General features: G+C 55.8%; 14 protein-coding genes. 9 read left to right on the top strand and 5 right to left on the bottom strand.

Features of this window, described 5'->3' with window-relative positions:
* Positions 1 to 2: 2 nt before the first annotated feature.
* Positions 3 to 437 carry an HIT domain-containing protein gene (locus tag A8710_RS09710; RefSeq protein ID WP_068860053.1) on the bottom strand — a complete coding sequence of 145 codons (435 nt, stop codon included), beginning with the start codon at positions 435 to 437 and terminating at the stop codon, positions 3 to 5.
* 143 nt (positions 438 to 580) lie between these two features.
* On the opposite strand from A8710_RS09710, the gene A8710_RS09705 reads away from it, so the two are divergent.
* The 4 genes from A8710_RS09705 (at position 581) to A8710_RS09690 (ending at position 3971) form a co-directional block, all read left to right on the top strand.
* A complete protein-coding gene (locus A8710_RS09705; RefSeq protein ID WP_198341655.1) occupies positions 581 to 1609 on the top strand; it encodes an AraC family transcriptional regulator in 1029 nt (342 codons plus the stop codon).
* Positions 1606 to 2463: a formyltetrahydrofolate deformylase gene (gene purU / locus A8710_RS09700; RefSeq protein ID WP_094078687.1), complete on the top strand. Its 858-nt coding sequence runs from the start codon at positions 1606 to 1608 to the stop codon at positions 2461 to 2463. The genes A8710_RS09705 and purU overlap by 4 nt, the downstream gene beginning before the upstream one ends.
* Before the next feature lie 12 nt (positions 2464 to 2475).
* On the top strand, positions 2476 to 3723 hold the full coding sequence (locus tag A8710_RS09695; protein WP_068860049.1) for an MFS transporter: 1248 nt from the start codon (positions 2476 to 2478) through the stop codon (positions 3721 to 3723).
* A 71-nt stretch (positions 3724 to 3794) separates the two neighbouring features.
* On the top strand, positions 3795 to 3971 hold the full coding sequence (locus A8710_RS09690) for a sulfurtransferase TusA family protein (RefSeq protein WP_264753540.1): 177 nt from the start codon (positions 3795 to 3797) through the stop codon (positions 3969 to 3971).
* Here A8710_RS09690 and A8710_RS09685 read toward each other — a convergent pair.
* On the bottom strand, positions 3953 to 5347 hold the full coding sequence (locus tag A8710_RS09685; protein WP_068860045.1) for an MATE family efflux transporter: 1395 nt from the start codon (positions 5345 to 5347) through the stop codon (positions 3953 to 3955). The two genes, A8710_RS09690 and A8710_RS09685, sit on opposite strands and share 19 nt — an antisense overlap.
* The gene (locus A8710_RS09680) at positions 5344 to 6210 is read right to left on the bottom strand and encodes an NUDIX hydrolase (protein WP_068860043.1); all 867 of its coding nucleotides are present in this window, start codon (positions 6208 to 6210) and stop codon (positions 5344 to 5346) included. Before A8710_RS09680 ends, A8710_RS09685 begins: the two co-directional genes overlap by 4 nt.
* An 87-nt stretch (positions 6211 to 6297) precedes the next feature.
* Between A8710_RS09680 and A8710_RS09675 the strand changes: the two genes are divergently transcribed.
* Both A8710_RS09675 and A8710_RS09670 read left to right on the top strand, forming a co-directional pair.
* Positions 6298 to 7467 (top strand): 4-phosphoerythronate dehydrogenase, encoded by a 1170-nt coding sequence (locus A8710_RS09675; RefSeq protein ID WP_082968781.1) that lies wholly within the window; start codon positions 6298 to 6300, stop codon positions 7465 to 7467.
* Positions 7468 to 7511: 44 nt separating this feature from the next.
* Entirely contained in the window at positions 7512 to 8921 is a 1410-nt protein-coding gene (locus tag A8710_RS09670; protein ID WP_068860041.1) for a sodium:solute symporter family protein, read from the top strand.
* On the opposite strand, the gene A8710_RS09665 is transcribed toward A8710_RS09670, so the two are convergent.
* Positions 8869 to 9849 (bottom strand): fatty acid desaturase family protein, encoded by a 981-nt coding sequence (locus A8710_RS09665; protein WP_068860039.1) that lies wholly within the window; start codon positions 9847 to 9849, stop codon positions 8869 to 8871. The genes A8710_RS09670 and A8710_RS09665 overlap by 53 nt on opposite strands.
* Before the next feature lie 136 nt (positions 9850 to 9985).
* Here A8710_RS09665 and A8710_RS09660 point away from each other — a divergent pair, with 136 nt between their 5' ends.
* Both A8710_RS09660 and trhO read left to right on the top strand, forming a co-directional pair.
* The gene (locus A8710_RS09660) at positions 9986 to 10297 is read left to right on the top strand and encodes a BolA family protein (protein WP_068860037.1); all 312 of its coding nucleotides are present in this window, start codon (positions 9986 to 9988) and stop codon (positions 10295 to 10297) included.
* On the top strand, positions 10290 to 11204 hold the full coding sequence (gene trhO, locus A8710_RS09655) for an oxygen-dependent tRNA uridine(34) hydroxylase TrhO (RefSeq protein WP_068860036.1): 915 nt from the start codon (positions 10290 to 10292) through the stop codon (positions 11202 to 11204). The genes A8710_RS09660 and trhO overlap by 8 nt, the downstream gene beginning before the upstream one ends.
* Positions 11205 to 11263: 59 nt before the next feature.
* On the opposite strand, the gene A8710_RS09650 is transcribed toward trhO, so the two are convergent.
* A complete protein-coding gene (locus tag A8710_RS09650) occupies positions 11264 to 11830 on the bottom strand; it encodes a YecA/YgfB family protein (protein ID WP_068860035.1) in 567 nt (188 codons plus the stop codon).
* Between the two features lie 86 nt (positions 11831 to 11916).
* Between A8710_RS09650 and recQ the strand changes: the two genes are divergently transcribed.
* Positions 11917 to 13737, top strand: coding sequence for a DNA helicase RecQ (gene recQ, locus A8710_RS09645; RefSeq protein ID WP_082968841.1), 1821 nt, complete (start codon positions 11917 to 11919; stop codon positions 13735 to 13737).
* The last annotated feature ends 2 nt before the right edge of the window (positions 13738 to 13739 follow it).

Genomic DNA, 13739 nt, shown 5'->3' with positions numbered 1-13739 from the left:
GTTTAGACCGCCCATTCCAAAGTCACATCGCCCTGCGCTGGCAACGCTGCACGCAAAATAGCCAATGTCTCTTTCAGCTCTTCTGGGGTGTAAGGCACGACCGGGTGCTTGCCCCAGATTGGCGCTGGCCAGGCCGGGTCATCGACAAAGCGGGCCACCACATGCCAGTGCAATTGGCTAACCACATTGCCGAGGTTGGCAACATTCATTTTTTCCGCTTGAAGGGCTTCGTCGAGCTGACGACTGACCCAAGACGATTCCCGCAGTAACTGTTGCTGATCGGCTTCGCTGAGTTCGTGGACTTCGCGCAGGTCGGCACGACGAGGAACCAGCACCAGCCACGGGTATTGCGCATCATTCATGAGCAGTACTCGGCAGAGCGGGAAGTCACCGAGATGAAAGGTGTCGGCGGCGAGGCGAGGGTGAAGCTGAAACATGAGCGTGCTCCGAATAGTCCAAAGATCAGGGCGTACAAGTAATATCCTCAGTGTAGCGAGCCTGCATGCAGCTTGCGCCAGCTTTTGTTACCCTTGCGCCAGCTTATTTTAGCGCCCCACATTTCTGCCGAGTCGGATACCTGATGTCGATGCGCCCCGCCAACACCTTGAGTCTTGCCTATGTGCAGCGCCTGCTGGCGGGTGCTGTGCGCCAAGGCTCCTCGCTGGCGGAGCTGTTTAGCCTCTCAGGGCTTGATCCAGCGCTTCTGGAAGACGCCCATGCCAGCATTAGCAGTGCGCAGCTGATACGTCTGATTCAAACCGCTATGCAGCAAATTGGCGATGAGTTTATTGGCTTGGCCAGTACGGGACGCTCCAAGCCCGGCAGCTTTGCCATGATGGCCTATGCGGTCATTAACTGTATTAATTTAGAGAAAGCGATACGGCGCTCGGTGGCGTTCTATGAGCTCTTCGAAACGCCGGTGCAAACGCGCTTCGAGATCGTCAATAACGAAGGCCATGTGTATTTTGAAGTGCGACGAGACTCGGAGTTTTCCGTGACGGTGTATGAGGTCATGGCGTTTGTCTCAGTGAGATTTTGGAGCTGGTTAGTGGGGCGACGGCTAGATCCGCTCGTTATTGAATTTGCTTTCGATGCCCCGCCCAGCTCGCAGGAGTTTGAAAAGCTGTTTCGCTGCCCGGTGAACTACGGCATGGAGGCGAATGTCATTCGCTTTCCCGCAGCTTGGTTGACCTTGCCACTGGCGCAAAACACCCTGTCGTTGTCGCATTTTCTGAAAGACTCGCTGGCGCGCATTATTGGCGGCCAAGCGCGACCAGAACGTTTATCGGATCGTGTGCGTAGTCTGCTGGGGCGGGAGTATGGCAATCAGTTTCCTGAGCTGACGGACATTTGCCAGCGACTCAATCTCACGCCGCAAACCTTGCGTCGTCGTTTAAAGGACGAAGGCACCAGCTATCAAATCATTAAGGATAAAATGCGCGAAGAAGCGGCGCGTTTTTATCTCGCTAAACCCACACTTTCCATTGACGAGATTGCCCTCATGATGGGCTACTCAGAAGCCAGTGCATTTCATCGCGCCTTTAAGCAATGGACAGGTATGACCCCGGCCGCCTGCCGACGCCAGTTATTGGAAACCCCTGAATCATGACCGACACCACCGCACGCCTGTTAATTAACTGCCCGGATGCGCCGGGCATCGTCAGCGCGGTTTCGAGCTTTTTGTATAACCACGGTGCCAACATTACCGATCTCGATCAGCATGCGACCGCTCCCGAAGGCGGCACATATTTCATGCGCTTGGAGTTTCAAACCGGTAATTTGAGCTTAAACCGTGAGTCCTTAGAGCAGGCCTTCCAGACTTCTGTGGCGGCACGCTATGGCATGAAGTGGCACATCAGCTATGCCGCAGAACGCAAAAAAGTCGCGGTGCTGGTATCCAAGCATGACCACGCCATGATGGAGCTGCTCTGGCGTTGGTCGCGTGGCGCCTTGCCCTGCGACATCGTGGCGGTGATCAGTAATCACGAGGACTTACGCACGTCGGTGGAAAGTTTCGGTGTGCCGTTTCATGTCATTCCGGTCACGGCAGCAACCAAGGTCGAGGCGGAAACGCAAATCGAGCAGTTGCTCGGCGGTGTCGATTTGATTGTGTTGGCGCGCTACATGCAAATTCTCAGTGCCGATTTCACCGCACGCTGGCCGCACCGCATTATCAATATTCATCATTCTTTTTTACCGGCTTTTGTGGGTGCTAACCCTTACCAGCAAGCGTATGACAAAGGCGTGAAGCTGATCGGTGCCACCGCGCACTATGTGACGGCAGATCTCGATCAAGGCCCGATCATTGAGCAAGATGTAGAACGTGTGTCGCATCGTGATGAAGTGCCGACCCTGCGTGAAATGGGCCAAGACGTGGAGCGCCAAGTCCTGGCGCGCGCGGTACGCTGGCATCTTGAAGATCGCATTCTGGTGCACGGCAACAAGACCATCGTTTTTGCCTAACGGAAGCAGCCAATGACTTCATTGCCCTCACGCCTGGGTTTATTGCTGTGCTTATACCTGGCTCAAGGCGTTCCTTTTGGCGTGTATACGCAGGCACTGCCGGCCATCATGCGCACCTACGATGCGCCATTGTCGCTGATTAGTATGAGCGGTTTGTTGGCCATTCCGTGGGCTTTGAAGGTGTTCTGGTCACCCTGGGTGGATCGCTATTATTGGCCACGCCTAGGCTATCGCCGGAGCTGGATTCTGCCCATGAACCTGGGCTTGATTGCCGTTTTGGTGGTCATGGCCAGTTTCAATCCTGAGTCTCTGCGCGAGCCCAGTGGCGTTTACACCTTGTTTGCCTTGTTGTTTCTGGTGAACTTGTTTGCGGCCACGCAAGATATTGCCACCGATGGTTTGGCCGTTCGTATCTTGGGTGCTCACGAGCGCGGCCTAGGTAATGGCATTCAGGTCTCGGCGTATCGCGTCGGTATTATCGTGGGCGGCGGCTTGTTGTTGGTGGTATTAGATACTTGGGGCTGGCAATCGGCCTTTGGTGGCCTCATTGCCATCTCTTGTTTATTGTTGTTGCCAGTCTTATTTTTACGCGAACCCACGATTTTGCCGGAGGCCGCTGCGGCCTCGCGTGAGCCCTACAGCTCGGCCTGGCGTAGCTTTTTTCAGCGCCCTGAAATCAAGGGCTGGATTTGGGTGCTGGTGACCTATAAGGCCGCAGAGTCCTTGGGCTCCGCCATGGTCAAGCCCATGATGGTGGATATGGGCATTTCCTTATCGCAAATGGGCCTGCAGGTAAGCATGGTGGGCTCCGTCACGACCATTACCGGAGCGTTGCTGGGCGGCTGGTTAACGGAACGCTGGGGACGGCGTCGGGCCATTGTCGGGTTTGGTTTTCTGCAGGCCTGTACCTTCGCTTGTTACGCCTTGCCAGCCTCAGGTATGGGTGTGTTGGGCCTGTCGCCCACCACTACGGTAGTCACCATTAATGCCGTGGAGCACTTTATGGGCGGTATGGCGATGGCTGCATTGCTTTCGGCGGTCATGGATCGCGCCCGCCAAGCCCATGCCGGTGTGGATTTTACGTTGCAGGTCAGCTTGTTGGCGCTGTTTGGCGGCATGTTTTATTTGCCTGCGGGCTTTCTCGTGGAGCAAATTGGATATGCCCAGCACTTTTTAATTAGCGGACTTGCTGGCATCGCCTTACTTTGGCCTGCCTGGCGATTCACTCGCGAACCAGAACAGCTGCGGTCAGGAGGTTAACGGTGCTAGAGACGCCTTTAGCAAATGAGCCGTGGTTGGATGCGCGCGGGCTGAATTGCCCTGAGCCGGTGATGATGCTGCACAAACGAGTGCGCGAGTTGGCCAGCGGTGAGCACTTATGGATTTGGGCGACCGACCCATCCACCACGCGGGACATCCCGAAGTTTTGCCACTTCCTAGGGCATCACTTGGTGCTCGCCGATGAGCCGGAGCCCGGTTTGTATCGCTATCAGCTGCGTAAGGGCTGAGCGCTAAACGGCAAGTTATCCAAGCGAAAACTCAGTTGGCGATTGAGCAGCCAAGCCGCCACCGCAAGCCCGAGCACTAAGCCGGCCCAATAGCCTTGCGCCCCCCATGCCTGACCCAGCCAATCGGTGCTGCCCGCGATGTAACCAAAAGGAATGCCAACGCCCCAGTAGGCCAGCAAGGTGAGCTGCATCGGGCTGCGTGTATCTTGAATGCCACGCAAGCAACCCGCCGCCCCGACCTGAAGGGCATCGACGATCTGATAGGCCACCGCAAACAACAGCAGCTGAACCGCTAAATCGACAACCGCAGGGTCTGTGCTGTAGAAGCGCACGATGGGCTCTCGCAACAGCAGTAACATCAGTGCGGTGCCACAGGCCATGAGCGTTGTCGTGGTCAGTCCAACGCGACGGGTCAGGCGCAGTGCGGCCAGATTCTGTGCGCCATAATGATGACCGCAGCGAATCGTCAGGGCTAACGCCAGGCTGAGTGGCAGCATGAAAATAACCGAGGTGACCGACAGCGCAATTTGATGGCCAGCCACGGCGATCTCGCCGGTGGGGCTGACTAAGATGGCGACCAGCGCAAACGAGCTGACTTCAAAGAAAATGGCGAGTCCGATTGGAAAGCCCAGCTTGGCGATATGCAAAATTTCATGCACATGTGGTGGTGTCCACACGGTGAGCAAGCGCGTCTTTGAGAAAGCCTTGGTCAGCAACACGTAGGCCAGTAGTACTAAGGTCATCGACCACATCACCACCGCTGTGCCCCAGCCGCAACCTGCACCACCCATGGCGGGCACGGTCCAACCCAAGAAATTGTCGCTGCCGTACATAAAGAAGCGGTTTGCCAACACGTTCAGGCCGAGGCCCAGCAAGCTAATGAGTGTCACTGGTAAGGGCCTGGCCTGAGCTTCGCAGTAGCAACGCAGCACGAAAAAGAAAGCCACCGCCGGCATGCCCCAAGACACGCCGTACAGATAGTCTGCGGTTTCAGCATGCAAATGGTCGGGCATGCCCATCCAGCCCAATAAGGGCGGCGAGGCTTGAATCAGTAGCAGCCCGGTCATGCCCACGAGTGCAGCCAGCCAAAGGGCTTGATGCGTGATGATGGCGATGCGTTCGGGCTGCTCAGCGCCTCTGGCTTCGGCGACTAAGGTGGTGGTGGCTAACAGGGTGCCAGTCGTTAGCAGATACAGCGGCAGCCAAATGCTGGCGCCCAAGGCCACCGCAGCCAGATCCAAGGGAGACAGCTGTCCCGCCATAATGGTGTCTATCAGGCCATAGCCCGCCTGGGCAAACTGACTGATCAGAATAGGGCCGGTTAACGCCGCCAATAGTTTAAGTTCTTGCTGCCATGACACGGTGTGGCGACTCATAAAACGCTCAATGATCCATAGCCTAGGCGGCCCAATTCCTGCGAAATGGCGGCGCTATCGGCGCCAAAATAGCGTTGTCGCAAGAGCCCGCTAAGAACCACTAATCCTGCATCCCAGGTGAACTCACCGGCTAAGAGATGTTGCAGAACGTGGGGAATGCTCATGCGTTCCAAGCTGGCCACTTCGCCATCCTGGTTTTGCGGCTGAAGGTGGGCGGGCAGCCACAGATCATGCACGGCCACGTATTCATCTTGTACGCCTTCAGGGATGCGGCGATGAATATGCAAAAAATGAAAGGGCGCGGGTGGATGCTTGAGCGATAAACCCGCCTCTTCCCAGGCCTCACGCGCTAGGCCTGTGGCGATGCTTTCACCGGCAGACAAGCCGCCACCAACCAGATTGTCGAGCTTATTGGGATCCACGAATTTATGACTGCTGCGACGCGCGACCCACAGCTCAGCACCATTCACCGTGGCTACCCACGCATTGAGATGCACGGAGGGCGTTTGCAGGCCGAAGGTTCGAAACGCGGCGCGCTCTAGGGTTAAAAAGACCTGCCCGTGCCGGGTTAATTGCATGGCTTCATCGCGCCAATTTTGCAGCAGTCCTTGTTGTTTCATGGCCTTTGCATAGGTTTGCAAAAGCGCACTGCGGTGGTCATGGCTGCCATCACTGGACAGCAGCACCTCACGGCCATTAATTCGGACACGCGGGCGATCAAGCGCATAGAGCGCTTCAGCGACCCGAGGCCGGACCCAACCGACTGCCTCGCCATCCAGCACAAGACGCAATTCATTGACGGCCTGAAAGCGCGGCTCTTGTTGTAAGAAAGACATGATCTGTGCCGCGAGAGGTGCCGCCATGGAAAAACCTGCATGTCTGCCGAAACGAGGCCTGCAGTGTAGCAAAGTGAGGTGGCATACTTGCGTTTTCGCCATGAGGTTTGCGTTATGTCGCGCCAACAAATAACGGTCGTTGCCGATGACAACATGCCCGGCGTTGAGGCGTGCTGCGCGCAGATTGCCGGCGTTGACTTCCGGGTTGTGCGTCGCCCCGGTCGCGAGCTAACAGCAGCCGATGTGGCACAGGCAGATTGGTTATTTGTGCGCTCAATAACCCCTGTCACATCGGGCTTGCTGGCGGCTAGCCGCGTGCGCTTTGTGGGTACTGCAACCATTGGTACGGACCACTTGGACATCCCTTGGCTGAATCAGCAGGGTATGGCCTGGTCGGCTGCGCCAGGCTGCAATGCGCGCGCGGTCGCCGAGTGGGTGTTGACCCTGTGCCTGCGTCTTGCACAAGAGCAGCAACAGCATTTGGCGGGCAAGGTCTTGGGGATTGTTGGGCTGGGCCATGTGGGCCGCTGGGTCGCTGACTTGATGTTGCCCCTCGGCCTGCGCGTGATTGCCTATGACCCACTAATAGGCACAGATGCATGGCCCGTGCATGGCCGTGTACAACCGGTGAGTTGGGCTGAGTTATTGGCGACGGCCGATATCTTTACCATCCACACGCCCCTGACGAAAGTTGGTCAATTCCCAACATTTCATCTGTTTGATCAGGCCGCATTGGCGCAAATGAAGCCCAGTGCCTGGTTATTCAATGCGGCGCGCGGCGCAGTCATTGACCACGATGCCTTGCTCCAAGACCTGCAGCAGAACGGCCGCGTGGTGGCGTTAGATGTTTGGGAAGGAGAGCCCCACATTCGACCCGATGTGCTGGCCTTAGTGCGCTACGCCAGTCCCCATATTGCCGGCCATAGTTTAGAAGGCAAATGGCGTGGGACCTGGCAAATTGTGCAGGCGGCTGCAGCGCACGAAGGTTTGACCTTGGCGGGCTCACTGCAGAATGTTCTGCCTACGATCGGAGCCGAGACCCTGACGTGGCCCATGACGGGTGACACAGAGGCCGATTTGCATGCGCTAACGGCGCAACTCGTGGATCAAGCTGGAGATGATGAACGCCTTCGGGCGTCGCTCCATGAAAGTCACCCCAGCACGGCTTTTGATGCGCTGCGTAAACACTATCCGGTTCGACGCGAATTTCCGGCACATCGCTTGCAAACAGTAAGCGATGAAACGTCGCGTAAGTTGCTTATCGCGCTCGGTTTCTGCTGTTAGCATTCGCAAAATTTTCGTGTCCTCTCTGTTGGGAGCCTGAGTCCATGCTGAGCGCATTTGTTATTGGTTATTTGGTGGTATCCATTGCAATTGGCTTGCTGGCCAGCTTGCGTGTCCACAACTCGCGGGATTTCGTATCCGCTGGACGCAGTCTGCCGCTAAGCATAGTGACCGCCACCATGTTTGCCACATGGTTTGGTTCAGAGTCGGTGTTGGGCGCGCCACCCACTTTTTTGCAGGACGGGATTGGCGGCATCGTGGCGGATCCTTTTGGTGCAGCATTCTGTTTGATCTTTGCCGGGATGTTTTTCGCACGAGCGTTGTATCGCCGCAACATGCTCACCATTGGCGATTTCTTCCGGGAAAAGTATGGCCGCGAAGCTGAAGTCATCGCCTCTACCGCCATTATGTTGTCCTATTTGGGCTGGGTATCGGCGCAACTTATTGCACTGGGCGTGGTCTTCAGCAGTCTGAGTCAAGGTGCCATCACCCACGATCAGGGCATCATGATTGGTGCGGCGATTGTGGTTTTCTACACGATGTTCGGCGGCATGTGGTCGGTGGCTATCACTAGCTTCGTGCAAATGCTGGTGATCATTATTTCCCTGTTAATTATTGCTTGGGTAGTGGCAGATAAAGCGGGCGGTGCCATGGTCGTTGTGGAGCATGCGCGAGCGGCGGGGAAGTTTGAGGGCTTTTGGCCGGAGTGGAATTTGCCCGCGGTTCTGGCCTTTGTCGGGGCATTCGTTACCTTGGCGCTAGGGTCAATACCGCAGCAAGATGTATTTCAGCGCATGAACTCTTCGAAAACTGAAGGCATTGCCGTGGCGGGATCTATCCTAGGCGGTGTGGGCTATTTGGTGTTCTGTATGGTGCCCATTTTCCTAACCTATGCCGCCGTGGTGATTGATCCGGATATGGTTAGTCGCGTCATTGCAGTAGATGCGCAACAAGTCCTACCCACCTTTATTCAAACGGATTTGCCGTTAATTATGCAGGTGCTTTTTTTTGGCGCTTTGCTGTCGGCCATCATGTCCACGGCATCAGGCACCTTGCTGGCGCCATCAACCGTGTTTACCGAGAACCTGCTCAAGCCGTTGTTGAAAGAACAAAGCGACCGTCAATTTTTGTGGATGCTGCGCACCGTCGTGGCTGTGTTCGGCGTGTTAATTACGTGGTTTGCCGTACGTTCTGATGCCAGCATTTTTGAGATGGTTGAGAATGCCTACAAGGTGACATTGGTGGCGGCCTTTGTTCCGCTCACAGCAGGTATTTACTGGCGATATGCAAATCGAATCGGGGCATTGTCTTCCATGGTGGCGGGTATCGCCGTATGGCTAAGCTTGGAAGCGTTCGCCCCTGAAGGGATTTGCCCGCCACAGCTGGCGGGCTTATTTGCGGCTATTGTGGCAATGCTGCTGGGTTCGTGGTGGTCGCGCGCTGCAAAATGCTGAGCAAGCGATCCGACTGATTCTCTGCGGGAATCACGCCTTCTTTTGCCAAGATGGCGTGCAGCTTAGGCAGGTTCCAGCACGGCGCGGTTGGCATGAAATGATGCTCTAAGTGATAGTGCTCGTTATGCGGCGCGAACCACAGCTTCTCATACCAGCGTGCATTGGACGTACGGGCATGAAGTAACGGGTTCGTGCTAAGTGGTTCGGCCACAACGGCATGGTCGGCAATTTGGCGAATGCGCATGCAAATCGGCAAAATGAAGATGAATGCGGTCAGCCAAAGCAGGTAGAGCCAGCCATTTCCCAGTGCACTGAGCGTGGCAGCCATGACGACTTGCCAAAGCAGTCCTATGTGTCCGTTATTCTGGATAAAAGCGGCGAGATATCCTGAGACACCATGGGGCGCTGGCTCAACACGCACCACACGACCCGTTAATTCATATCGCCAGTAACCAGCGGCCATGCCCATTAAACCTAGCACGGACTTCAGACCCGTGAGGCCTGACGCATCTCTCCATAGTTTGCGTTTCAGGCTGCTGGGCGCGACGGGATATTGTTCCGTCATGATGAGATCTGGATCGTCTACGGTACCGGCTAGGCGATGATGGGTCATGTGATAGGCACGATAGCCCGGCATGCTCTGCAGGATGGGCTGAGCACACAGATATTCGCCAATAAAATCATTGAGTTTTGCAGACGCAAATAAAGACCGATGGGCTGCTTCGTGTTGCAAGATGGCGAAACCAGCTTGTGCCGCAGCCAGCAGCAATAGGCTGACCACAAAGGTGAGCGGGTGAGGCCAGAGCAGGCTTAACGCAAACGCTAGCAGGATTAAGCTCCAATCTTTGCCAACCTCTAGGCTGCCACGCCAGTTTGACTTGGTATTCAAGGCTGCCCGTTGTTCCGGAGTCAGTTTAAAGTGGGACATTTTATTACTCATAAAAGTTAAATAAGAAAAGTTATGTAATAAACAGGGTCAGTTTAGCGCGAATTAACGCATTTGCAAGCGGTCACTGATTTCAGCCTCTATAATTCGCGCCGATGTCTTTTCAGTGGAGCCTTTCATGTCCCGCCAAGCCCGACTGCATAGCGTGCTGCAGCAAGCGTTTAATCCTGACTTTCTTGTAGTCGAAAATGAGTCCCATAACCATGGTGGCCCAGCCACCGAAAGCCACTACAAGGTCACTTTAGTCTCGGCGGCATTCGTGGGCCTGCGGGCGGTGGCTAGGCATCAGAAGGTTTACGCGCTGACTCAAACGGAGATGGCCCAAGGCCTGCACGCGCTAGCGCTGCATGTGTACACCCCGGAGGAGTGGGCTCAGGTTGGCGCAGCTCCGGCTAGTCCGGCTTGCATGGGGGGCAGTAAACATGACTGAGTCGTCGCAGTTTGTGGTGGCTGCGCTCTATCACTTTGCGCGTTTAGACAATTTCCGTGAAATGCAGTCCCCCTTGCTCGCACTCTGTGAGACGCAAGGGATTCGCGGCACGTTGCTGTTAGCGCAAGAAGGTGTGAACGGCACGATCTCAGGTTCCCGCGCCGGTATCGATGCCGTCTTGGCGTGGTTACGATCAGACCCTCGATTAGCGGCGCTAGAACATAAAGAATCGCTCAGCGACCGACATCCCTTTGTCCGTTTGAAAATTAAGCTGAAAAAGGAAATTGTGACGTTGGGCGTTCCGTTTGTGGATCCCACGGCGGTCGTTGGTACGTACGTTGATCCCGCCGAGTGGAATGCGCTGATCCAAGACCCTGAGGTTATCGTTATTGATACCCGCAACGATTATGAAGTCGCGATTGGTACATTTCAGGGTGCTGTTGACCCGAAAACGCAAACCTTTCGTCAATTCCCGCAATACGTGGCGGAGCAGTTAGATCCGACGAAACACAAAAAGGTCGCGATGTTTTGCACGGGGGGCATTCGTTGCGAAAAAGCATCGAGCTATATGCGCCAGCAAGGTTTTGAGACGGTCTATCACCTTAAAGGCGGCATTCTGAAATACCTCGAGGAAGTGCCAGCCGAAGCCAGTTTGTGGCAGGGCGAGTGTTTTGTTTTTGATGAGCGTGTGGGCGTGACTCATGGCTTAGCCGAGGGTGTAGCCGAGCTTTGCTATGGCTGTCGTCGTGCCATTACGCCTGAAGATAAGCTCGCGCCTGGCTATGAAGAGGGGATTAGTTGCCCGGCGTGTCATGACAGTTTGAGTGAGCAGCAGAAGGCGCGATTTGCCGAGCGTAAACTGCAGAAGAAACTAGCGGCTGAGCGAGCGTCGGGCCTGCGCAAGTGAGGCTTGCTGGCAAGGCCCGGCGTGTTGCGTCGTGTCAGTGCAACGTAGTCGACAACAACTCAGGGGTTAGCGGGCGCGTGGAACAGCAGATACAGCTCGGTGATCAGATCTGGAATCGATGCCGTCATGTCTTTCAGCAGCTTCTTGTCGCGTCGCAGCGTTTGCAGGTCATCGTCTTCGATCAAATCCGACAGCACGACCATGGGCAGGGTCAGATCAGCAATGTCGTCTTCGTTGCCGGCGTACCAGCGGTCTTCATCCAAGAACAGGCCTTCCATGAAACCTACACACCAGTCACTCAGGCTGTTGGGTTCATCCGGATCGGCAATCAGCGGGCAGGGCAGCTCCAAGCGGGAGCCGTGGTAAAGCACGGCATGAATGCTTTTCTGCCAGGCTTCGAGTTGCTGCTTCAGCGCGCTCAATTGGCCGGCATCTATGCTGCTGGCCTCATCTTCGAAAAAGGCGGCAAACGCATCGGTGTCGAGCTTGCCACGCGGGCCCACGGTAATCGCGGTGAGAAAACCGTGAGCACCATGAAAATCCAAGCCGTGTTCATTCGCTTCGCTATCGAGAAAGTCTTCCAACGCATTCAGGGTGCCAGTCGGCAGGGCGTATTGTTCGTGCATGATGTTCTCCAGGACTATGAGGCTGATTGTAGTGCGGCAGCGCAATGGAATGTGAGGTTTCCTACATGAAGTCCCTGCAAAGTGATTTGCTGGCTCAGGCCCGCGAGGTCTTACAGCATGTTTGGGGCTATGACGATTTCCGTAGCCAGCAAGCCGACATTGTGACGCGAGTGGCTAGCGGCGAGGATGCGTTGGTGCTCATGCCGACCGGCGGCGGTAAGTCGTTGTGCTATCAGGTGCCGGCGTTAATGCGCCCAGGCACGGCCATTGTCATATCACCCCTCATTTCGCTGATGCAGGATCAGGTCGCGACGCTATTGCAGCTGGGCGTTCGCGCAGCGTATCTGAGCAGTTCGCTGGACGCTTATGAGGCCAGAGCCATTGAGTCGCAATTGCTCGATGGCAGTCTCGACTTGCTCTATATGGCCCCCGAGCGCTTGGTGACCGCGCGTACGCTAGATATTTTGCAGCGCACACCCATCTCATTATTTGCCATCGACGAAGCCCACTGTGTATCGCAATGGGGGCATGATTTCCGCGCCGACTATCTGGGCCTGTCTGTGCTGGCTGAGCAGTTCCCGCAAGTGCCTCGACTGGCCTTGACCGCAACAGCTGATCTGCGAACGCGCGCCGATATTAAGCGTCTCTTACGACTGGAAAACGCTGAGGTCTATCTCAGCAGCTTTGATCGTCCCAATATTTTTTATCGCATCCTGCCGCGCCTAAATGCCCTAGAGCAGCTCACCGATTTTATTAAGCGTGAACACCCGTCGGATGCCGGGATTGTCTATTGCCTTTCTCGTGCGAAGACCGAAAAAGTCGCCGAGGCCTTGCAGGCGCGCGGCTTTCCGGCGGTGGTTTATCACGCCGGTTTACCGGCCCACGAGCGTGAAGCCAACCAGACCAAATTCCTGCGCGAAGAAGGGGTGATTGTGGTGGCTACCATTGCCTTCGGCATGGGCATCGACAAGCCCAATGTACGCTTTGTGGCGCACTTGGATTTGCCGAAAAGTTTGGAGGCCTACTATCAGGAAACCGGTCGTGCGGGTCGCGATGGTTTGGCTTCAACAGTCTGCCTGTTCTATGGCTTGCAGGATGTGATTAAGCATCAACAAATGCTGGCGCAATCGGAAGGAAGTGAAGAGCACAAGCGCCATGAGCGCCGACGCATAGATGCCATGCTGCAGCTATGCGAGACCACGGATTGCCGTCGCCAGCTCTTATTGCGTTACTTCGATGAGCACATGCCCAAGCCCTGCGGCCACTGCGATATTTGCGCTGAGCCGGTAGCGACTTGGGATGCCACCGAGCCCGCACGGATGGCGTTGTCGGCGGTCTATCGCACCGGCCAGCGCTATGGCGTGGAATATGTGGTGGAGGTGTTAGTCGGGAAACGTAGCGACCGTATTCTGGCGAATCAACATGAGCAGCTCGCCGTGTTTGGTCAAGGCCAAAGCCTAAGCCTTAAAAGTTGGCGCAGCCTGTTCCGACAGCTTCTGGCAAAGGGCTTGTTGCTGGTTGATGGGGAAGGCTTTGGTACCTTAAGGCTTGCGCCCGAATGTCGGCCTCTGCTGAAGGGCGAGGTGAGTTTGGCTTTGCGCCAAGATAAAGACACGCTCACGGCGCAACGTCGCAGTTCGACAGCCAGCCGCGCTAGCCAAACCTTAGACGCGGCCGATCAACCCTTGTGGCTTGGACTTCGCGCCCTGCGCCGTGAGTTAGCCCTAGCGCAAGGTGTGCCACCCTATGTGATTTTCCATGACAGCACGCTCATGGCCATGGTCGAGCATATGCCCCTCAGTCTGAATGAAATGCGCCTCATTGGAGGCATAGGTGACAGCAAGCTCAGTCGCTACGGTGATGACTTCCTTGCAGTGATTCGGCAGCACGTTGATGCCATGGTGTAACC

This window comes from Perlucidibaca aquatica (assembly GCF_001676655.1).
In the GTDB taxonomy this organism is placed as follows: Bacteria; Pseudomonadota; Gammaproteobacteria; order Pseudomonadales; family Moraxellaceae; genus Perlucidibaca; species Perlucidibaca aquatica.
Note: the sequence above shows the minus strand (reverse complement) of the source record. Positions and strands in the feature narration are given on the sequence as shown.

Excerpts from the sequence above, each read along its gene's own strand:
- A8710_RS09680 (WP_068860043.1), bottom strand. The coding sequence starts at position 6,210 with ATGGCGGCACCTCTCGCGGCACAGATCATGTCTTTCTTACAACAAGAG.
- A8710_RS09690 (WP_264753540.1), top strand. The coding sequence starts at position 3,795 with ATGATGCTGCACAAACGAGTGCGCGAGTTGGCCAGCGGTGAGCACTTA.
- A8710_RS09650 (WP_068860035.1), bottom strand. The coding sequence starts at position 11,830 with ATGCACGAACAATACGCCCTGCCGACTGGCACCCTGAATGCGTTGGAA.
- A8710_RS09705 (WP_198341655.1), top strand. The coding sequence starts at position 581 with ATGTCGATGCGCCCCGCCAACACCTTGAGTCTTGCCTATGTGCAGCGC.
- A8710_RS09665 (WP_068860039.1), bottom strand. The coding sequence starts at position 9,849 with ATGTCCCACTTTAAACTGACTCCGGAACAACGGGCAGCCTTGAATACC.
- trhO (WP_068860036.1), top strand. The coding sequence starts at position 10,290 with ATGACTGAGTCGTCGCAGTTTGTGGTGGCTGCGCTCTATCACTTTGCG.
- A8710_RS09670 (WP_068860041.1), top strand. The coding sequence starts at position 7,512 with ATGCTGAGCGCATTTGTTATTGGTTATTTGGTGGTATCCATTGCAATT.
- A8710_RS09675 (WP_082968781.1), top strand. The coding sequence starts at position 6,298 with ATGTCGCGCCAACAAATAACGGTCGTTGCCGATGACAACATGCCCGGC.
- A8710_RS09660 (WP_068860037.1), top strand. The coding sequence starts at position 9,986 with ATGTCCCGCCAAGCCCGACTGCATAGCGTGCTGCAGCAAGCGTTTAAT.
- A8710_RS09695 (WP_068860049.1), top strand. The coding sequence starts at position 2,476 with ATGACTTCATTGCCCTCACGCCTGGGTTTATTGCTGTGCTTATACCTG.
- purU (WP_094078687.1), top strand. The coding sequence starts at position 1,606 with ATGACCGACACCACCGCACGCCTGTTAATTAACTGCCCGGATGCGCCG.
- A8710_RS09710 (WP_068860053.1), bottom strand. The coding sequence starts at position 437 with ATGTTTCAGCTTCACCCTCGCCTCGCCGCCGACACCTTTCATCTCGGT.
- A8710_RS09685 (WP_068860045.1), bottom strand. The coding sequence starts at position 5,347 with ATGAGTCGCCACACCGTGTCATGGCAGCAAGAACTTAAACTATTGGCG.